This is a genomic window from Pseudomonas huaxiensis (assembly GCF_003231275.1).
Classification (GTDB): domain Bacteria; phylum Pseudomonadota; class Gammaproteobacteria; order Pseudomonadales; family Pseudomonadaceae; genus Aquipseudomonas; species Aquipseudomonas huaxiensis.
Genome location: NZ_QKVL01000068.1, coordinates 1 through 20310 on the forward strand (window position 1 = coordinate 1; position 20310 = coordinate 20310).

Annotated in this window: 20 protein-coding genes and 4 pseudogenes; 9 read left to right on the forward strand and 15 right to left on the reverse strand. The window is 51.6% G+C overall.

Annotated features, from left to right (window positions below; translation table 11 throughout):
- Nucleotides 1–114: 114 nt before the first annotated feature.
- From DM374_RS30965 to DM374_RS30980, 4 genes are read right to left on the reverse strand one after another with little or no spacing between them, the layout of a single operon-like run.
- The gene (locus tag DM374_RS30965; protein WP_225422637.1) at nt 115–801 is read right to left on the reverse strand and encodes a type IV secretion system protein; all 687 of its coding nucleotides are present in this window, start codon (nt 799–801) and stop codon (nt 115–117) included.
- Nucleotides 798–3482, reverse strand: coding sequence for a VirB4 family type IV secretion/conjugal transfer ATPase (locus DM374_RS30970; protein WP_225422638.1), 2685 nt, complete (start codon nt 3480–3482; stop codon nt 798–800). The genes DM374_RS30965 and DM374_RS30970 overlap by 4 nt, the downstream gene beginning before the upstream one ends.
- Entirely contained in the window at nt 3469–3762 is a 294-nt protein-coding gene (locus DM374_RS30975) for a VirB3 family type IV secretion system protein (RefSeq protein ID WP_110973314.1), read from the reverse strand. Before DM374_RS30975 ends, DM374_RS30970 begins: the two co-directional genes overlap by 14 nt.
- Nucleotides 3763–3765: 3 nt before the next feature.
- Nucleotides 3766–4227 carry a TrbC/VirB2 family protein gene (locus DM374_RS30980; RefSeq protein WP_110973315.1) on the reverse strand — a complete coding sequence of 154 codons (462 nt, stop codon included), beginning with the start codon at nt 4225–4227 and terminating at the stop codon, nt 3766–3768.
- Between the two features lie 938 nt (nt 4228–5165).
- On the opposite strand from DM374_RS30980, the gene DM374_RS30990 reads away from it, so the two are divergent.
- From DM374_RS30990 to DM374_RS31030, 9 genes are all read left to right on the forward strand, one after another.
- Nucleotides 5166–5939 carry a ParA family protein gene (locus DM374_RS30990; protein WP_110973317.1) on the forward strand — a complete coding sequence of 258 codons (774 nt, stop codon included), beginning with the start codon at nt 5166–5168 and terminating at the stop codon, nt 5937–5939.
- Nucleotides 5940–5949: 10 nt separating this feature from the next.
- Nucleotides 5950–6873 (forward strand): ParB/RepB/Spo0J family partition protein, encoded by a 924-nt coding sequence (locus DM374_RS30995; protein ID WP_110973318.1) that lies wholly within the window; start codon nt 5950–5952, stop codon nt 6871–6873.
- A gap of 8 nt (nt 6874–6881) precedes the next feature.
- A complete protein-coding gene (locus DM374_RS31000) occupies nt 6882–7220 on the forward strand; it encodes a TrfB-related DNA-binding protein (protein ID WP_177431632.1) in 339 nt (112 codons plus the stop codon).
- A complete protein-coding gene (locus tag DM374_RS31005) occupies nt 7217–7633 on the forward strand; it encodes a hypothetical protein (RefSeq protein WP_110973320.1) in 417 nt (138 codons plus the stop codon). Before DM374_RS31000 ends, DM374_RS31005 begins: the two co-directional genes overlap by 4 nt.
- Before the next feature lie 30 nt (nt 7634–7663).
- A complete protein-coding gene (locus tag DM374_RS31010; protein WP_110973321.1) occupies nt 7664–7957 on the forward strand; it encodes a hypothetical protein in 294 nt (97 codons plus the stop codon).
- Between the two features lie 263 nt (nt 7958–8220).
- A complete protein-coding gene (locus tag DM374_RS31015) occupies nt 8221–8850 on the forward strand; it encodes a recombinase family protein (protein WP_110973322.1) in 630 nt (209 codons plus the stop codon).
- A gap of 471 nt (nt 8851–9321) precedes the next feature.
- On the forward strand, nt 9322–9894 hold the full coding sequence (locus DM374_RS31020; RefSeq protein WP_110973323.1) for a helix-turn-helix domain-containing protein: 573 nt from the start codon (nt 9322–9324) through the stop codon (nt 9892–9894).
- 147 nt (nt 9895–10041) lie between these two features.
- Complete coding sequence (locus DM374_RS31025; protein ID WP_110973324.1) at nt 10042–10404, forward strand: hypothetical protein; 363 nt, start codon at nt 10042–10044, stop codon at nt 10402–10404.
- Nucleotides 10405–10414: 10 nt separating this feature from the next.
- Entirely contained in the window at nt 10415–11683 is a 1269-nt protein-coding gene (locus tag DM374_RS31030) for a DUF1173 family protein (RefSeq protein WP_110973325.1), read from the forward strand.
- A 630-nt stretch (nt 11684–12313) separates the two neighbouring features.
- On the opposite strand, the pseudogene DM374_RS31035 reads toward DM374_RS31030, so the two are convergent.
- The 11 genes and pseudogenes from DM374_RS31035 to DM374_RS31070 form a co-directional block, all read right to left on the reverse strand.
- Nucleotides 12314–12409: pseudogene (locus DM374_RS31035) on the reverse strand (DUF4113 domain-containing protein); the annotation flags it as partial.
- Between the two features lie 100 nt (nt 12410–12509).
- Nucleotides 12510–12698: pseudogene (locus DM374_RS31040) on the reverse strand (type II toxin-antitoxin system RelE/ParE family toxin); the annotation flags it as partial.
- Nucleotides 12699–12822: 124 nt separating this feature from the next.
- Complete coding sequence (locus tag DM374_RS31045) at nt 12823–14079, reverse strand: HD-GYP domain-containing protein (RefSeq protein ID WP_110973327.1); 1257 nt, start codon at nt 14077–14079, stop codon at nt 12823–12825.
- Entirely contained in the window at nt 14051–14329 is a 279-nt protein-coding gene (locus tag DM374_RS33335) for a hypothetical protein (protein ID WP_157969781.1), read from the reverse strand. Before DM374_RS33335 ends, DM374_RS31045 begins: the two co-directional genes overlap by 29 nt.
- Before the next feature lie 320 nt (nt 14330–14649).
- Nucleotides 14650–16335 carry a putative bifunctional diguanylate cyclase/phosphodiesterase gene (locus tag DM374_RS31050; RefSeq protein WP_110973328.1) on the reverse strand — a complete coding sequence of 562 codons (1686 nt, stop codon included), beginning with the start codon at nt 16333–16335 and terminating at the stop codon, nt 14650–14652.
- Between the two features lie 28 nt (nt 16336–16363).
- A pseudogene (locus DM374_RS31055) lies at nt 16364–17305 on the reverse strand (methyl-accepting chemotaxis protein); the annotation flags it as partial.
- A gap of 348 nt (nt 17306–17653) precedes the next feature.
- Nucleotides 17654–17956 (reverse strand): annotated as a pseudogene (locus tag DM374_RS34610) (PAS domain-containing protein); the annotation flags it as partial.
- A 121-nt stretch (nt 17957–18077) separates the two neighbouring features.
- On the reverse strand, nt 18078–18341 hold the full coding sequence (locus DM374_RS31060) for a hypothetical protein (protein WP_110973330.1): 264 nt from the start codon (nt 18339–18341) through the stop codon (nt 18078–18080).
- Between the two features lie 426 nt (nt 18342–18767).
- The gene (locus DM374_RS33915; RefSeq protein WP_225422639.1) at nt 18768–19412 is read right to left on the reverse strand and encodes a DinB/UmuC family translesion DNA polymerase; all 645 of its coding nucleotides are present in this window, start codon (nt 19410–19412) and stop codon (nt 18768–18770) included.
- A gap of 50 nt (nt 19413–19462) precedes the next feature.
- Nucleotides 19463–19804: a Y-family DNA polymerase gene (locus DM374_RS33920; protein WP_225422640.1), complete on the reverse strand. Its 342-nt coding sequence runs from the start codon at nt 19802–19804 to the stop codon at nt 19463–19465.
- Nucleotides 19794–20222, reverse strand: coding sequence for a LexA family protein (locus DM374_RS31070; RefSeq protein ID WP_110973331.1), 429 nt, complete (start codon nt 20220–20222; stop codon nt 19794–19796). Before DM374_RS31070 ends, DM374_RS33920 begins: the two co-directional genes overlap by 11 nt.
- Between the last annotated feature and the right edge of the window lie 88 nt (nt 20223–20310).

Sequence of the window (20310 nt, forward strand, 5' to 3'; positions counted from 1 at the left end):
CATGAACTTGCCGAACCGGTAGAACAGCCACAGTGGCCCCCAGGCCGGTACGGTGAGGATCTTGAGAATCAGCCAAAGAGTTTTCATGTGATCTCCTTTTCTCGCACGCGAGAATTAGTCTTTTTTCCAACGGAAGAACTGTTCGTTCTGCGACGTTGCTTGGTTTTCCTGATTGGCCAGGTTCGCCTGCAGGTTCATGTTCAATGCCTGCAGCTTTGACTGGGCAGACGTGAGCATGCCGTTCTCAGTGGCAATCCGGTTTTGCAGGTCGGCAGCATCCTTGGAGTTCGTGGTGCTATCCACTTGCATGGAGAGCGTGGTCAGGTTGTTCAAGTGAACCTGTACCTCGCTGTACAGCGCCTCACCGGCAGACATTGCAGCAACAACAGAGTTGGAACTGAGCTGGTAGCCACGTGCGCGGTTGCTGTCAGGATTAGCAAACAGCTCTTGTGGCAGGGTGTTGACCAGCTCCTCGTAATACGACTGCTTACTGCCGTAGGCACCAGAGTTCTGACGGGAAACAACTTCTTGCCAGGAACCGGGCACCACCGATGCAGAGTTGATCGAATCGCTCAGACCGATAGCACCACGGCCATAAGAACCGCGCATGTTGTTCATAATGTCGGTCTGCGTTTCGTACTGCTGTTTGAGAACCTTGTATTCCTCTTGCAGCTGACGAAGGTTTTGAGCCAATGCAGTCCATGTGCCCGCATCACCAGTTGGCACGCCTGTTGCGCCTGCCTGACCGGAAATCGCCATGGTTACGGCAATGGCCAAACTGAGTTTTTTGATAGTCATCATCGAATCGCCTTCAAGTTGTGGGTGTTATTGGCCTTGGCCTCTGCCATGAAAACTGGCACCCAGACCTCGGGGTCATTGGTGCCCAGGCGCTCGATGATCGAGTACATCAAGGCCACACCAACATCGTTTGAAGACAGGACCGGAATGAAATCGGACAGGTCTTCGTCAGGGTTATCGGAGGACAGGTCGAAGCACGCTCGAATAGATTCCTGACCGCGACGAATGAGGAATTTGCGGTCCTTTGGATTCAGCTCGCGCAACCACTTCTTTTCTTCTTCCGTCAGGTTCTTATGGTCTTCGTCTTTCACCGAGTCGCTGGCCAGGTAGATCTTGGTTACGGTCTGCTTATCGATGGAGTCGGTTTCACTGTGGAAGTATTTAGCGTCAGGAGTGATGAAGATCAAAATCCCGTTTTTACGGCGGATCTGCATGATGAAATTGTCAATTCGATTGCGCCAAAAATCGTTTTTGACCAGGTTCTGCCCTTCATCCAAAACCAGAATGAAGGGGCTGCCATTCATGGCCTGCTCAATGCAGTGCAATGGGTAGCTCATCACTACAGGCAGTTCCGGGCGTGCTTCGCCGCCTTTCATCAGCTCCGACATTTCAAAGCAGTAGTGCCGGGACTTACTGAGATCGAAAGTATCTGTTTCGTTATCAAATACGCCGGCGTTTGCACCTTCGATGCCTTTGGCCCCGTGCCAGATGGCCATGATGTCGGCTAATGCACCGTGCCCATAGGTCCACACGACATTGCGCAACCGGCGATTCTCGTAAGGCAGCTCGTAGTTCTCGTTTACTGCATCCTTGAACCGCTTGATATCGTCGGCCTCAGTGGGAGTGCTTGCGTAGCATTCACGCATCTGGATCTGCAGATCGATGAGGTAAGCACGATTCTCAGGAGTGTCAGGCAATTTGAAGGGGTTCCAACCCATGCTGTTATGTGGGGAAAGGATGGAATGGACCCCACCCATGGCCATCATGAAAACGGTTGCCCCGTAGCGCATATCGAACCAGTACACCACCGGCAAAGCTTTATCCGCTTCGCTGACGGCTTCAGTGATCAATGCCGTTTTACCGGCACCGGTGCCTGCAGCCACGCCAGTGTGGCCAGCGACCATCCCTTCTAATTCACGGTGGAAGTTGAAGTTGTATTGAGTGCCACTTTCCGTTTCGAAAGCAGTGATCGCAGGCCCCCACAGGTTGCCGTCACGACGTCCGCGAGCAAAGTTGTGCAACGATGCGAAGCCCGCAAAGTTGGTTGACTTGATCTTTCCCCGGCGTCCGATAAGAGCTTCTTGTTGACCAGGTAGCTGCGACCAGAAGAACGTCTCAAGGGCCAACCACTCACGGACCGACTTGACGTTCAGGTCGACAAAGCAGCCTTCGATCAAACCAACTGCATCATCCAGTCGCTTCACATTCGCTTTGCGACTCTCAGGACTGGTGTTTGCGTCTGATGGAACGTGGATAAAAATGGTCAGGTGATGTTTGCCGTTGACCGTATCGCCACGGCGTAAAGCACGGATACCCTCGGCCAGTTCCTTTGCATCGTCTTCCGAGATCTTATGTGGATCCGCAACCTTGAGTCGCCGAGTTTCATCCATCATTGCCGACTCAGCTTCAATACGGTTTTCGAAGAAAAACGATTGAGTGATGATGAATTCAACTGGTTGTTGAAGGAATTTGTTCATCATGCGCGACGGTGTACGACGCGGCCATTCGGCCATGCTCAACATGGAGCCGATGCGTGCTGACGTACTGCCTCGAATCTCGCACATGTTTGCCAGGATCCGGAAATTCAGCCGGGCATAGGGCAAAACCTCCTTGATTTTCAGCTCAGTGACCGGGATTTTCCGGAACTCAAGATTGATCAAGTAGTTGAAGAAGCTGCTCAGCTCGCAGTATTCCTCGCCCAGGTAATCGTAAACGGCTTCTGCGTCATATTCAGCGTGATCGCCGAGCTGGACTTTGAAGTCCTCCCATTTCCACTGAAAGCGGCCCACCGCTTGGTACGCAGCTTCGCGATCAATCGTACCGTTGGTTGCAGACGGATGACGCTGAATGCGCAGACGGGTCGCGCCGTAGTCGGACAACCCCCGCAGTACAAGGTTTGCGGCCTTGTAGAGCGAGTCGGCCATCGCTTCGTGTGTCTCACCTGCTTCATCCGCAGCTGAATTACCCGTGACCAGCGCAATTGCCCGATCCATGAGGCCTGGCACGCCGGAGCGAAAGCGATTCCGAACCAACGAGATATAGATCTCGTTGACGTAGAAACCTCTGTTTTCATAGCGCTTGCGCAACCGGGCATTGAAATACTTGGAGAACCAAGTACCGCCCTGCCCTTCGGGAAAGTCGATCACCTTACGGCGGATGACATGAACGTAAATGGCAAAATCACTGCTTGCCACTGTGCGCAGCACGGTATTGCGGCGTTCTTCGAACAGCTTGATTTGCGTGCTAGTGAGCGAGTTGAACATCAGACCATCAATTTTGATGACCTGCACAAGCGAATCCTCGCCGGTGATGACGGTTTGATCGTCATAATGCACGTCATACGGCACCATCTCGCTGACCACCAACTCATCAAGATCCTGATCGGATCCTTCTGGATGTTGGACACCAAGCGAAAGATCCATATTTCGCACTAGCTTGTTAAAAGCTTTATCAACGAGGCGCATAACTTCTGTATCCCCACAATTTGCGTAGCCGTGACGCTCTCAACTTGAATGCCGCTCTAAGCACACCAAATAAGTAAACGTCTTTGCTACATATCCAGTAAGCAGCGGCAAAAAGTAGTGGCATGATTGCCAGCACGTAAAGAGAACGAAGTAGCAGTGCTGCCAACACTGGGGTAATAAGGCTGATCAAAATACTCGATAAGGTAAACGGCCCCACCATTGATGGCCGGGCCATCGCCACAACGAGCACTTCACCTTCATCAGGATCTTGCTCGGCCATGGTTTACCTCAAGCTTGATTGAGCGCCTTCTTTGATCGTGTCGACAAAGTTCGGTGCGAAGAACACAAGGAAGATACCGAATACCGCCCAGCCGAATTGGCCCCACGACATACGCCCGGACTTGGCCTGGAACCCGCAGAACGCGATAGCAGCGATGCCCAGGTAGTAGCCTACGTCGAAGATAAGAAAGGACACAAAGTCCTTGGCCATGCTCTTCAACCCACTGAAATCTAATGCCGCGTTGGCGAATTCAGGGATCAGGGCAAGGGAGACAATCGACCCCAGCGTAGCGAGCTTGGTGGCTTTGGCCACCCAATCATTACGCATCATCACTTTATGCGAAGGGGTCTTTTGCGAGAGAACGCTTTGGAGGGTCTTTGAAGCCTTGGCCTTTAGCCAAGTACGCCATGTGTCTTTGTTCAGTCCTTCTATGTTGCGTCCAACTTTGGAAGTTTGGGTTTGCATACCATTGCCTCTTTAATCATGACGGGGGACCCCCGTACATTACTGTTATTACTCTAAAAGGATTGTTAGGGCAGGTTTCCTTTATGAAGTCGATAGCAGTATCGGCATTCTTGAATAACCTGGTTTTCCCTAACGCGGTTACAACGTTGTAAACCTGTCCCGTCGAAGGACTTTCAATAATTAATACCCACTTTCGTCCGTCGCTTTCGATTCGTTCCTCAAGAACGACTCGGTAATCCGGCTGTGCGACGGCGAAAACCGCCAGCTCTCTTTTGTCTAGGCTCTGCATCATTTCCCCTGGGCAACCGTTGACTAGATACAGGGGCGATACTGGAGTCCCACAAGGTTTTGATCTAGATCCCACCTCTCATTTCTTCCCTCTTTGGAGTTTTATTCAATGAAATTCTTGTTTAGTTACACAAAATAGGACTTTCATTACACGAAATCAAGATTTCATTGTGAAAAACTTGGATCCATGTCGCAAAAAAACGAAAGGTCTAGCCCCAGGCATCCGCCCGGAAACGGTTCAGCAACTATAAGTGTTTGATAGGTAGACGAATTTCCATATCACGTCATCGGCTGGAGCAGGGCGCACGGCCCTGCAATGAGCGGTAGTGGCACCAAGACAGTGCTTCACGCGCTAATGACAACGTAAAAAAGATTTTGTTACAGCGGGGGGACGAACGGTCGTAAGGCGCGGGCTAGAGGGGTCGGGCAACGGACAGGAGCCGCCCTGATCCGCCACCCTTGGTCAGCGGCAATAGAAACGCAAGGAAACAGCCCCGCTCTATAGACCTTCTGACCTAGCGCCGATTTTAGCAGGCCGCCGTTTTCTCGCATGCGAGAAAATTTATAGTAAACCCCATTTTGATGTTGACCGTAGTGTTTACCCATGCAACGATGTACCTACACAAATCAGCGCTCACCGGAGAACAATCATGGCGATGAAGGTCACTACCGTGGCGAACCAAAAAGGCGGGGTCGGCAAAACGACTATCGAAGTTCATCTTGTCAGCCTAGCTGCCGAGCAAGGTAAACGCGTGCTTGTCGTAGACCTCGATGAAGGCGATCTCTCGCAGTTCTACCCCCCTGCAGAAGACGGCGACGATACAACCTATCTCGAATCCAGCATGTTGTTCACCGATGGATACAAGGGCTTATATCCTCGCCAGGTCGCTCCGAACATCTGGCTTATTCAGGCCGACGTTCCGTTGCTCGATGTTGACGACATGGATCTCAGCATCGTGACTAATCTGAAAGGGGCGCTGGATCATTTCGCCGCTGACTTTGACCTTTGCATGATCGATACCCCGCCAAACCTGCAGCGCCGAATGATTGCCGCTCTTGCAGCCTCTGATGCAGTCGTAGCACCGTTCAATATCAGCGCCTTCACCCTCGCTCGGATGCCCAAGCTTCTGTCCACAATCGAAGCTGTCCGTGAGCAATACAACCCCGACTTACAGTTCCTCGGGTTTCTCCCCAACCAGATCAACAGCCGGTCAAGCGAAGAACTTGAGCTGCTGCCCAGCCTTCGTGACGACTACGGCGATGCCATGTTTCCGGTGCATATCGTTCACCGGCCATGCATCAACAAAGCGCTCGCAAACGGAAATCCTGTCTGGTGGAAAGCCAAGTCAGGCAGCCAGCGTGCAGCAGGCCAAGAAATGAAATCTGCCTGTGCCGCTGTTCTCGAAAAGGTCTGGTCAAACTGAGGTATATGCCATGACAAAGACTAATTCATTTGGCAGGGTCGCCGCCGCGACTGCCAAGAAGCTTTCGGACTTTCAGAAGAAACCGGCACTCAACGATGGTGAAGTCATCATCGGGGTAAGCACCGGCGAAATACAGTGCATCAAGCAGATCAGAAACCGTAATAACCCAGGCTTCACCAAGGAATCGCTTGAGGAACTGGGCGACGACATTCAGCAAAATGGCCAGATCGAGCCTGCAATTCTCAGGCCTCACCCTAACCCCGAATCGGGGTTCAAGTACCTGATGGTCGCTGGAGAGCGCCGGTATTTGGCATGTGAAATGAAGGGCATTCTGCTCAAGGCGGTCGTGCGTGAACTCACCGACGCACAGGCCAAGCGGATCCAGCGTTCGGAGAACGTACACAGCGAAAACCTTACGCAGCTAGATATTGCACTCGCTCTCAAGGCTGACAAGGAAGAACTGGGCACGCTGCAGGCCGTGGCTGACGAATGGAATAAAAGCTTGAACTGGGTAGCCGAGCGCATCGCTTACCTGGAGAACGTCACCAGTGACGGCGCAAGCCGTGACGCTGTAACGAAGGGCATCACCGCGGACATATCAACCGTCAATGACCTGGCCCGCCTTGACCGTTTAAATAATGAGGTTGCTGCTGACCTGCTACAGCGCGCAGACGCCAATCCAGATATGAACCTGCGCACCGAAGTGCGAACAGCACTACGCACAACCAAAGCCCTACGCGTTCACGGCGGAGCTAAGCCAAAGCCAAAACCTGCAGGCCCTGCCCTTCTCGATGATGAACTCGACAAGCTGCGTGAAGCCAATACTGTGTTGGCCGCTCAGCTTGAGACGCTGCAGTCCGAAGTCGACTATCTGAAAGCCGAACTGGATAAAGCCCGCGCTGCGCAGGCTGACAACTGGAAAGCGCCAGAATGAGTGGCCGAATGTCTGACCAGGACCTGCGGATTCCGCCCGATGAATTTGAGCGGATCCGCTCATCATCAAAGATGCACACCCGTAACCTCGACGTAGCCTATGAGCTGCTAGTCGAGGGAAAAGGGCTTGTAGCCGTTGCCAATGCCCATGGGCTCACCAAACAACGGGCACTCGCCATCCGCGACAAAATTTACTCGGCCTATCTCCTCAAAACGCCAGATGGATGGAAGTGCGCGCAGATCTGCGCACCCACTGACATGATCGATCGCTTCGTCAAGGAAGCCGATGCGGAGCGATTGCGCTATTGGCAAACGCACTCAATCACCACCAAGGATCTTGACCAATGAACAATGAAAAACCAGTCACCATGAAAGAACTGACAGCCATTCTTGAGCCTCTGAACGAGGCTGTAAGTCGTATCGACCGATCACTATGGCTGATGGCACAGCTTCAACTTGCTGCCGAATTCGAACCCGACCAAAGCCAGCGGCAGAAACATTATCAAAAGCTGACTGACGCGGAACTCGCACACAAGAAAGCCCGCGAGGCTCTGACCGAGGCACAGCAGAACAAACCATTACCATTGCCTGATGTTGGCCACACCGAGCTGGTGAAGCAGTTTGGCCAGGAAAAGGCCGACCAGCAGTATCAACCCGTAGTGGATGCAATGGATCTGTTGAGGGCTGCATCGGATCAACGCACAGCAGTAGAGAAGGTCGCACCAGTGCTGACGAGACTTCGAGAAGCATGGATGCGTTGAACACAAACTGAGTAGATAGGGAGTACAAATATGGACACAGGGAAATTGCACGACAACAGCGACACGTACTTGCAGCGCAACATGGCCTGGCTCAGACCACTGTTAGCTACAGTGATCCTTTCAATGACGCCCGGCATCCTCAAACCATTCGGCATGGACGCCTTTTGGTGGTGGACTCCAATAACTGCAGCCATTGGCTGTTGCTTGACCGGATTCTTCGCCGTGACCACTGACACTCTTTCGGCCAAGGTTGTCCGGGTTGCCGCTCAGGTTGCGGCTTTAGCAGTCGGCATTTGGTTCGTTCTAAGTCTCTTCAATGCCTGACTGACCTGCCCCCTGTGTCGTACGTACAGGGGGCAAGCCCCTAAGCTGGTCGTTACCCTCCCCAACTACCCCAGTGTCTGGTTGAAAAAGCGAGTAATCAATGTGATTGGGTCGCCCGACAATGGGTGATCAGCCTGTCATATTTGGGTATATCTCAAGTAAGACGCGGCGGCACTCTCGATCTGCACGAACGATTCAATTTAAGTGACAGCCTTTCTGATACACTTCGATGAACACACCCAAAATGATACAGAGAGGTTTCCATGTTCGTGCGTGCTTACCTCCGAGCCTCTACCGAGGATCAGGACGCCAATCGTGCCCGTGATCAACTGGAAGAATTTGTTGCAAGCCACGGAAAGGTTATCGCTGCCAGTTACATGGAGAACATCAGCGGCACGCTCGCTGATCGTCCAGAGCTTCAACGCCTTCTGAATGATGCGCGCCGGGGTGACGTAATTCTGGTTGAGGCTATTGACCGGCTGTCTCGTATGAATGACCAGGACTGGCGCGCACTGAGAACCGCGATTGACAGCAGAGGGCTGCGAATCGTAGCCGTCGACCTGCCGACTAGTTACCAGGGCCTCACTTTGCCATCTGGTGACGAGTTCACTGATCGAATGTTGGCCGCGATCAATTCAATGATGACGGATATGATGGCGGCAATCGCCCGGAAGGATTATCTGCAGCGTCGGCACCGGCAGTCGCAAGGCATCACCAAAGCCAAAGCCGCAGGGGTCTACAAGGGCAGACCGGCAGATCTGGAACTACGAAAGCGTGTTAGTGAGCTTTTGGCCGCTGGCCTTGGAATCCGAGCGATCGCCCGGCATGCTGCTTGTTCAACAACGACCGTGATGCGTATCCGTGACGAACTGGGCGAAGGTTTATCCAGTTGAGCCGGTTGGGAATGAATGACTAGCGAAGGCGTAGCCGTAGTCTGTCATTTGTTCACGACTGGCCGCCGCCGGCAGGCGACCTTGGGTCCCTAACAGCCACTGCATGAGTTGGAGTGGTTAGAGATCATAAGAACCAGGAGATAGAAGCCCTTGAATTACGGGGCTTCCAGAGCATTATCTAGCTCACTACTTGAGCGAACCTCAGTTCACCTACTTTGCACCACCATCGCTCATTATCCATGAGCTAACCCCCGCTCACTATCTGTGAGCTACGTTAGCTCACCAGATGAGCTAACCCCCCATGAGCTACCCCTCGCTCATCCTTGAACGATATCCCTCATTTTGTGAGAGATAACGTGCATGGATGCACTACCTATCGCTCACGCCATGAGCTAAGATAGACCAACCTTGTTCGATATCTTCCAAATTTGCACGATATCTAACACGCTAACACAGCTTGCCGGAGGCACGATGATTGATGACGAAGGGGAAGTCCGCGCACTGGTCCAACCGACACAACGCGGCACATGGGTTCAGACCGAACGAGCTGGGCACGAAGCATGGGCGGCTCTCATCGCTCAAGCGCCGAGGGCCGGGCAATTGATGCACATCATTGTTCAGCATATGGATAAGTCCGGTGCATTGATCGTCAGCCAGTCGACTTTGGCCAAGATGATGGACACGTCCATTGCGACCACGAAGCGGGCTATCAGCGTCCTGGCCAAGCACAACTGGATTCAGACCATCAGTGTAGGTGGCCAACGCGGCGGAACACTTGCCTATGTGGTGAATAGCCGGATCGCATGGGCAGACAAGCGCGAAAATCTGCAGTACGCCCGTTTCAATGCGCGAGTGCTTATATCGTCAGAGGACCAGGCAGATCTTGGCAGCGACAATCTCAAGCAACTGCCGACCATGAACGATGGGGAAATCCAATTGCCATCCGGCCCAGGTATGGCACCACCGGCGCAGGACTCATTAGACGGTGTAGATCTGCCTGATATGCCTTCGATTCCGCACAGCAGCGAAAAGAAGGAACCCTGAAATGACGAAACCCGCAGCACGGCAATGCTTGCGGGTTTCTAGGTTTTTGCGAAGGAGCAAAAATCCACGCGCCAATCATACACCGTGGCCGTGGGTTTTTACAGAGCGCGCCGATCTGGCGTCAGCAACCACACGGAGATCCAACCAATGTCTTCAAGCTATGTACGGGCTCAGATCCGGCACGTGGAAGAAGTTATACAAAGCGACGGGCCTGATGACTATTTCACAGGCCCTGACCATGACGTATATGAGGTTCTGGTCGAACACGGCCCAGCGGCCGCATTTCTGGATTGGTTTCAGCAGGAAGATCCCTACGACCTTTGCCGGATCGGCGACACCGCGCAGTTTATCGATTTGGGAAGCGCCAAATCCCCGCACGATGGTGCTGTCATTGACTTCACATTCGACGAGTTTTTCCCTCGCTGGCTGGAAGCTGTCGCGGACGTGGCTAAAGCGCATTTAGCGCGCATGGCCAGCACCGCTATCGACGCGCTCCACGACGATCCGTAGGAGTCATCTTATGTCTGATCAACGATACGCCGTGACCATCGTTCACGGCGATTCAGTCAAGCACTACAGCGAACAGTTCCAGACTCAGGCCAGCTTTGCAGCACCATGGAAAGCGGTGCTGCAGAAAGCGCACAAGCAAGCCACTGTCAGTTGTCAGTGCCCAGGCACCGGTTGTCGTTTGCTTGCTGTACGGCATATGTCGGACAGCGATTCATTCCACCTCTCACGTTATCCCCGCACCGGCGCCGAACACGCCTTGGATTGCATCTACTACTCACCAGATCCTGATAAGTCTGGTCTTGGTTCGTACAGTAAAGGCGTTGTTGAGGAAACGTCCGAGGGGGATCTTAAGATCAAGCTCACGCTCTCGCTGCGCAAGAAAGAGCCTGCAGACACTGGGCAGCCTCCCGAAGCCACCGGCAGCAGCTCGGCCAGCAGCAAAGCGACCAAACCAGCAATGACCCTGCTCGGCCTGTTACATCTGCTCTGGAACGAAGCCGGGCTCAACACTTGGTCGCCTGGTATGGCTGGAAAGCGCGGGTTGGGCCTCGTACATAGCAGATTGCAAGACGCTGCAGATCGAATGCTCGCGTCCAGAATGCGGATCGGCGATGCGCTTGTCATTGCGGCTGGCTCGAAGGGTTTTCAATCCGAGGCCAACGAGCGGAAGGTCAAGAGCGCAATCAAGAACAACCGTCGCTTATTGGTGATCGCACCGCTTGCAGCTCATACCGAGGACCGGGAAAAAACCGCAGCTCGCTACCTGACCATAACCGGGTTCAATGGCGTACCTCGTATGTTCCTCGATGACGAGATCTGGTCGACCGTTGCTCGCCGATTCAAGCGTGAGCTGTCGGCCTGGAGGCAAGGACGGCGGGTTATAGCGATTGTTCAGTCCGATCAACCCACGGAACCGGGTAAAGCACAGGCGCTCAATGTCGCGTTGATGGTGGTCAGTGACGAGTGGATCCCGGTGGAATCCTCGTATGAAGCTGTGATCGAGGCCAGGTTGCGGGAGGAATCGCGCAGGTTCGTCAAACCCTTGCGATTCGACTCAAGCGAGGACCAGGTATTCCCCGACTTCTGGCTGATGGACGCGAGTGCCGGCACTGAGTATCCGATGGAGGTATATGGCCGTGCTGATCCCAAGTATCTGGCACGAAAAGAGGTAAAGGCTGATTACTACCGGGCGCACTACGGTTCCAGGTGGTGGGCTTGGGACGCAAGCTCGGACCCACAAGGCAAAGCAATTCCACCGTTCCCATCGGTTCGGACGTGATACTCATTTCTCGCACGCGAGAATTCTGGTGTGCCTAAACGAAAAAACCGCCCTAGCGAGCTAGGGCGGCTGTTCGTCACCAGACTATCCCTTACAGCAGATCGTCGTGATGATCACGAATGAACTCCCAAGCGGATTTGAGCATGCTCAAAGTACGCAAGGTTGCCCAAACGTGGCTCAAAATATTTAGCGTGCGCTTCATATTTCATGGCCTCCGTGTTGGCTGGCCATCCTTCCAACGCCTGTGCTGGCACTCAGCGTTTTAGGTACGAGTGACTGTATCTAGTGGAAGTACGACCGAGGGTTGGCCCTCCCATAACATCCACCAGCACGGCTTTCTCAGGGCCGTGTAGGGAGGGGTGGTACAGCGAAATCTTTACGTCCAGCCCCTTCCACTTGATACTAATCGCACGTAAGCGCGGGCATCATACCGCATCTTTTCAGCTTTGGAATGGCATCATGCCAGCGTGATCGACAGTGACGTAGGATGAGACGTAGTGATTGACATACATGTCAACTCTTTCTACTATCGTCCTCAGTGACTGTATCTAGTGGAACCGCTGGCCAGGTCTCTCAACCAGACCAGCAAAAAAGACCGCCCCTCTCAGGCGGTTTTTTTTTGCCTGCGATTCAGCACTTCACTGTCCACATCTGATCCCAACTGGTCATGTAGCTAGGGCTCAGCAGTGCCCTACGCATGCCCCAGTCCGGCGACAGGGGCATGGCTGCAGTGCGTAAGCGGGGAGCCTACAGAATTCGGAAAAAATCGTACGTTAAGGTTTTCTGATCAGTCGTAGGCTCGCAGTTTTCCTGACCCAGCCAAAACCTATCGGTCTTCGCGGGTGTGCCACAGGCGCAGCAGGTAGATAGTGGAATCAACTAGCTCGTAACGCATCTCGTATTGGCCGATCTGAATTCGGCGTACATCCCTTGGCTCGAACTCTTCCAGCCGTTCGCCAATACGCGGGTTGGTCAGCAGCGTGGTAGGTGCGGCTGTGAGTTGCTGCACTGCACGTACATCTTTCAAGTCGCCCTTTGGTTTCTCTAGACCTTTACGTCGAGTTGCTGTAGCAACTCGATTAGCAGTTTTGTCATTGTGATCGAACAGCCGGCGCTCCTACAGATCCTAATACCGTGAGTTAGCACCAAAGGCTTTCTAGATTTTTGAATCCCCACTTTGCTGGGTCTTCCCGGCTGACAATACGATCTGTTGTCGAAGGTTGTGATAGATCTATCACTTGCGGAAAAATACTAGTGTTTGACTGAAGTGAAAAGAAAACGCGCACAATAGGCTTGCTGAGGCGATCCGGGTTTTTCCCGATCACCACACCCAAATTACCGGAATTTAATCTGACCAAACTACCAAGCGGATAAATTCCGACAGTTTTGACGAAGGCATTAAAAATTTCTTTGTCGAAATGTCCCGTCCACTTCGCCATGCGCGCAAGAGAGCTAGCGGCATCCCAGGCTTCCTTGTACGGACGATTTGAGGTAATAGCATCGTAAACATCACAGATTGCCGCCATGCGCGCGAATACACTAATTTGCTGGCCTTGGAGGCGGTGCGGGTAGCCGGTACCATCGACTTTCTCATGGTGGTGGAGGCAGACATCTAGCGCGCACTGGGGAATCATTTCGCTCTTTAGAAGCATGGCATGGCCAAGTTCTGGATGGGCGCGCATTGTCGAAAATTCATCATCAGTTAGCTTACCGGGTTTGTTCAGCACCACTCGCGGAATTACTATCTTACCAATATCGTGCAACAATCCAGCAATACCCGCTTCGCGAGTCTGCTCCTCATCCAAACCTAATTGCTTGGACAAGGCGACCATCAGCGCGCATACTGAAACGGAATGCATATAGGTGTATTCATCCTTGGTTTTCAGTCTCGCCAAGCCAATTAGAGCGGATGAGTTTCTCGCCACCGATGTGGTGATTGCTTCTACGGTAGGTAGGCATTGTCCTATATCGATCGCTTTTCCGAGCCGGGCATCATTGAATAATTGCATCACAGCATGTTTGGAATGGTTGAGAATCTGCGATGCACGATGTAGTTCTTCAGCAACTGTTGTAGAAGCGTGCGTTGGCTTTTGCAATAGTTTTTCCGTATAAGAAAGCGCTTGTTTTCGTTCCTGACCCAGATTTTCAACTATTTCTGTGACATCAATTCCTTTTGAGCAATCGATCCACACGGCCGAAACTTTGCTGCTTTGCAAAGCCTCAAGGTCAGCCTGATCGTACAAGACAAATTTTGCTTTCCAAAACGGATGCGAGAACCAATTACCTTCAAGGGATTGGATATACATCCCAAGTCTTACTTGCGATGTGGATATTTTTTTCAGCTTCAGATCTGCTCGAAATAATTGGTTAACGATCAGACTTTTTCGGGTCAGCATCAACCGGCTTTAAAGGCAGTGGTAGACGCCTAAGTGAGCGTAGCTGTCCTGCTTCAGCAGGATTTTGGTTAATTACGTCGCGCGCCCAGGTATCAGCAAGGTTTTCTAAGAAACTAGCTAGGGTTGACGGTTCAGGCAGGTTCGCGCCCCCAAGCAAGAGCCATCCCTCCAGAGTGTAGAACGTTGCTGGGCGAAGCTTGACAGCTACCGTGACTTTTTTCTTTTGGGTTTCTGGCTTGGCATTTAACATATGATTCCTGGGACGCCGATATCAGCTCGTTAGCTGCGCATCAGTTTGATCGATAATGCCTCAATTTTGACCAAAGTATGGAGGCCCGTGATGCAGAGTATGACGAAGTCAGGAGCGAAAATATTGATGTTGAGCAGTAAATTGGCAGAAAAGCACTGTCGCCAAGTTTATTTCAGTGATGACCAAGTTAGTGATGATAAGTTTTATCATCAAAACAAGAGCGAAGAGGCTCGTACTTACTGCACTTCAACACTCCGGATGTCAACTTATCTATAAACGCTCTGTATCTTAATTGGCTTATTGACTTCAGTCTTTTAAATCTATTCGGAACTCATGGATAGATGAATTGGTACAAACTGTTCAGCCCAGCCGATAACATCTTCCACCGGCATAGGTTTCGCAAAACTATAGCCCTGTGCGGAGTCGCAACCTAGCCGCATCAAAAGTTTAGCTTGCTCCACCGACTCCACGCCTTCGGCAATAACTTCTCTATTAAATGACTTAGCTAAGCCAATAATAGCTATCGTCAATAATAGACTGTTTTTGTCGACAAGTATTCCACGAATAAATGATTGATCAATCTTGATTGATTGCGTCTCGAGCTTTTTGAGATAACTCAGCGAGGAGTACCCAGTCCCAAAATCATCCAGTGAAAATGTAACGCCAAGTTTTTTGCAGTCGTTAATATTTTTAACAACAAGCGGAATATTTTCCAACATTACTGATTCGACAATCTCTATATCTAACAACTGCGGTGCGGAATTTGGAAAACGGGATAATAAATCTTTCAAGTTCTCGACAAAATCTTCTCGTTGAAAATGTAAGGCTGCAATATTCACGGCCACACCCCAAGTCTGACCAACCTCCGCCCAGCGACTGATTTGAGTTAATGCCTGCTCAATAACCCAGTTGCCAATATCTACAATCAGATTAGTTTGTTCAACAAACGGGATGAAGTTTTGCGGATAGATTATACCCTCTTGCGGATGCTGCCAGCGCAGCAAGGCTTCATAACCAGTAACTGTCCCGCTGCTCAGATTTATTTTTGGCTGGTAATGCAAGCATAACTCTTCATTACGTAAAGCTTTGCTAACAAGTACCACGGTCTCGAAAGCTGTTCTGGCTTCATTATCCAGCAGCATATTGAACAAATGAAAGCAGTTACGACCTCTCAGTTTAGCTCTATACATAGCCTGATCTGCATGACGTAGGAGCGAGTCTATATCGGCGTTATCTTTTGGGTAGAGGGTGACGCCGATACTTGCAGAAATATTAAGCTCTATACCGTCGATTGTATATGCAAGGGAAATAGACGTTAAAATCCTCTCCATCGCCATTTCTAATTCATTCGTATTCAATAAGCCCAAAAGAATTACGAACTCATCTCCACCTAACCGTGCGACGGTATCTTCACCCCGAATGTTTTTTTTCAGACGTTCGCTCACCTCTACCAACAAACGATCACCTATCGCGTGGCCGTATCGATCATTGATCAATTTAAAGCCATCGAGGTCGAGGATACACACAGCAAGCGAACTGTGATTCCTATGTGTTGCGGCGACAGACTGTTTAAACCGGTCGTTTAGCAAAGAACGATTAGGCAAACCGGTTAATACATCATGATCTGCGCGCCACTGCAATACTTCCATCAGCTTTCGCTTTTCTGTTACGTCGAAGCGGATAGAAACGTATTTACGTACGTTGGCTTTGCCATCGTAAGTGGCCACGATGGTGCTTTCTACCCAATACAGAGTACCGTCCTTACGAATATTACAAATTTCACCTTTCCAAACTTTTCCGCACGATATTGTTTTCCACAATTCCGCAAAGAACTCAGGTGGATGCAGAGATGAATTCAGGATACGATGATTTTGCCCGATCAACTCGTGCGCGCTATATCCAGAAATAGCACAGAATTGTTCGTTGACATAAGTAATGTTTCCCGCCATGTCTGTTTCTGAAAAAATAGCAGCCGCATCTACTGCCGCACGGTATCCTTGACTCATTTCTGAACCTCACTCACACCACAAGACACTATCTGTTGAAGCGCTCGACCAATGCGTGCAGCCCACGGGATGTGTTTTCAAGTTCACCGCCTCGAATCACTGCGGAGTGGGCATTGTTCGCTGTTCTCTCAACCGTCCCGGCGACATTGTTTATCTGGCGAGCAATATCCTCGGCGACATGGGCTTGTTCTTCTGCGGCCGCTGCCATTTGCTGGCTCATTCCAGTGATCCGTTCAACAGCCTCACGAATCCCTTGAAGAGCACTTTGGGCTTCAATAACTTGTCGTACGCCGTGGTCTGCCTCGCGAATACCCAATTTTGCAATATCAACAGCTTCATCTGCACCTTTTTTGAGGCTTTCGATGACGCTTTGGATTTGCTGAGTTGACACGCGGGTTTTACTGGCCAAGGCTCGAACTTCGTCGGCAACCACCGCGAAACCGCGCCCCTGCTCACCAGCTCTAGCAGCTTCAATGGCTGCGTTGAGTGCAAGTAAGTTCGTTTGATCTGCGATCGATTGAATCACCTCTGCGGCAGACATAATTTGCTGCGTTTCGCTGGCAAGGTTATCTACGGCAGTACTGATATTCGTTACTGTAGTCGCAAGAAGCTGTATCGCCTCACGGGAAGTCCCCGCGACTCTATCCCCTTGTTCAGCCAGTTCATTTGCGGTTTGCGCTTCATTGGCCGTTTGTTGCACATGTCCGGCTACTTCGTTGATTGATGCTGACATCTCTGTCATGGCAGCTGCCGTCATGTCCGTTTCAGCTCGCTGTTCCAGTAAGGCATGTTCAGTTTGGTTAGAGAGCAAGGACGAGTCAGCAGCGGCTTCGGCCACCTGGTTAGCTAGATCACCTAATCGAGTGAGGGCAGTTTTAAGGCGCGCATCCTCGCTTAGCAATATCATTTCTAATCTTGCTGAAGCGCCGTATCTGTCACTATATGTAAGAGCGCTTACCGGATCTGAAAATGCATTAGGGACACTTTGAATAATCTGGTTAATTAAGTTGCCCTCTCTCTTATACAACCACCATCCCATACCAAGAAAAAGCCCGGCTGTTACTGCTTGATCTAGCGCGCCTGGGAGTAGTGTTGATGCGCAAACCGAAAGTGTTGCCGCAATAATCGGTAAAGCCAGTTTTGCGAGGAACACTGCGCAGTGATGGTTCAGTGGGACGGCGTCTTTACCTGTTCGCAAGCGAGCATAAATCGTTTGTGCGCGCTCTATTTGTTCTCGACTTGGCTTGACTCGAACAGACTCATAACCCGTTAATGAGCCGTTTTCGATGATTGGCGTGACATAAGCGCTGACCCAATAATAGTCACCATTTTTGCAGCGATTTTTTACAATACCCATCCAGCTTTTGCCAGCCTTCAGATAACTCCACATAAGCCCAAAAACAGCGGGAGGCATATCGGGATGTCGAACCAAATTATGCGGGCTGCCCACCAACTCTTCACGGGTGTAGCCACTTATGCTTGCAAATTCATCATTGCAGTAAATGATTTTCCCACTCGGATCAGTCGCTGAAATCAAACGTTCTGAAGCGGGGAATACCTGTTCAACAGATGTGACCGACCGACTGACCGACCGACTGACTGACCGACTGACCGACTTCATTAATTAAATTCTCTAGGTGCGCATGATGGCTTAATAACATCATGCAGCAGGTTGCAGTCTACGCCAAAATCCCTATTGACAATTATGTTTATGTATGGTTAATGCTTTTAATTCGAGGCGCTCATACCCCCCCAGGACTAGCGTTGTTACCAAGCTGATCCATGACTTCCTGATCCATGGCTTCATAAATCTGTTCAATCACGAGCATAAGCTTGTCAAATTCCAACAAAATCGAATTGGCCAGATCGTTGTATCCGCAGTTTTCGAGTAGAGTGGCTTGCTCCCTCATTTGATTAGCTACGCCTAGAAGCCTAGAAGCCTCGCGATTGAGAACCGCCTGACTGAAGCTATAGATCAACGTCATCACCCTCTGCAATTCCCGCATTTTTAGCTCATCCTGGATGACGGCATCGCCGTACCAAGATGCGGACGGTTCATCACTGATGACTCGAAGCTACCAGTGATTTTAAGTATATCGTCCTACAATTGTAATTCTTGAGACATGAAATGCTGGGGATATGGTATCCGCGCCATAGGGCTCACCCTTCATTCATCGGCATCCGGGTGCGGGAGTTCGCGCCCGGCCTGTTCCCGCTGCTTCCCAGCAGCCTGAACCACTGTGGCCGATGCGCTATGGCAGTGGCCGAGAGTGATTCATCTAGCCAAGCTCACTCCCTATAAAGTGGAGTCGGTACTGGCCGACGATACCTACGACGACTGCCCGGCTGGTGCGCTCGACTTTGGGTTGGGATGAAGGCGAACGCGTGCCCGTGCTTAACTCGGAGGGTCGTCGTGATTCCAAGAGGTTCGGCTAAACCACTGCGCAGTGCGATCTGGCGATGCCTTCCAACGCACGCAGCGCGTGCCTTGTCAGCACCCGCACATCATCGGTTGGATAGTCTGGAATGATTGTGGCCGCATTGGCGTACTTTGGGCCGTCCCCATGAAACGATGTCTGAATGCCAATGCGCAGCCCACCGCATAGCGAGCGCTGCTTGCGAAGCTTCTCAGCGGCCTTGTGAATGTAGGTAGCCAGCGCTTGGCCAAGTCCCTCGATGGTGTGGACACGCTGACCAAACATCTTGCTTGAGCAAATGGTTTGCTTGTCCGGTGGACATTGTTCCAGCTCGATGCAGGATTCGCCACGCAACTCCCTGATCGTCCGTTCCAGGACGACTGAATATTTGCGGCCCATCGTCCGAGGCTCCGCATGGGAAAGCTGCCAAGCGGTTGTGATTCCCTCGCTGGCCAGGTTATCGCGCATACGTCTGCCAATACCCCAAACTTCCTCGACCGGCATACGGCGCAATAACCACTCGACAGCCTCTGGCCGTCGCAGATCGACTACGCCTCCGGTCTTGTCTCGCCATATCTTTGATGCGTGTTGCGCAGCTTTGGCCAGCGTTTTTGTGTGACCGATCCCCACACCAACCGGCAGCGCTACCCACTGCAGCACACGGGCCTGAATTGCTCGGCCCACGTCGACCAATGGCTCGCGCTGGTCTTCTAGTCGTATGAAGGATTCGTCGAATACTGCTCCACTGAACTGACCAAAGACGCTGTAGCCATGGCCATTCTGTGCGACAACTCGCCATAAAGCGTGTAGTTGCTGCTGAACACGGCAACACCGTTCTGCTCCAAGAATTTGCGAATCTTGAAATAGGGTTCGCCCATTTTTATACCCAAAGCCTTGGCCTCGTTTGTGCGCGCAACAATCGCACCGTCGCTGTTCGAAAGGACGACGACAGGCCGCTGCCTCAGCTCAGGCCGAAAAATTCGTTCGCAACTGCAGTAGAACGAGTTTGCGTCGACCAGGCCGAAGACAGGACGCCGCTTTTCAAAGCTCATGAGGCGACAAACTCAAGGTCACAACGCCGAATACTTCCACTGTGCTGTATTCGTCGGGGGTGACGGACTTGTATGCCGGGTTTGCTGATTCGAGTGTCCAGCCTGCAGGTGACTTGGCGAGGCGCTTTACCAGCGGTTGGTTGTCGACATACGCCATCACAATGTGTCCGGAACACGCCGTCACTGTTCGGTCGATGATCAACCTCGTTCCGGTGAAAATTCCAGCGTCGCGCATGCTCTCGCCTTCGACTTTCACGATCCAGATATGCGGTGCTCGAATGTTCAACAGTTCGTCAAGCGATATGGGTGGTTCGTAATAATCAGCCGCTGGGCTGGGAAATCCACCGGCAGCGGAGCAGGACAACAGTTGAAGCGGGATGCCATATCCCAAGAGTGGCTGGATTGCTACGACTTTCATAAATCACCGGAATACTGTTTGCATGTACAGTAATCCAGCCTTTACGCGACAGCCAGCGGGAATTGATGGAAGGAACGACAACTTGCAG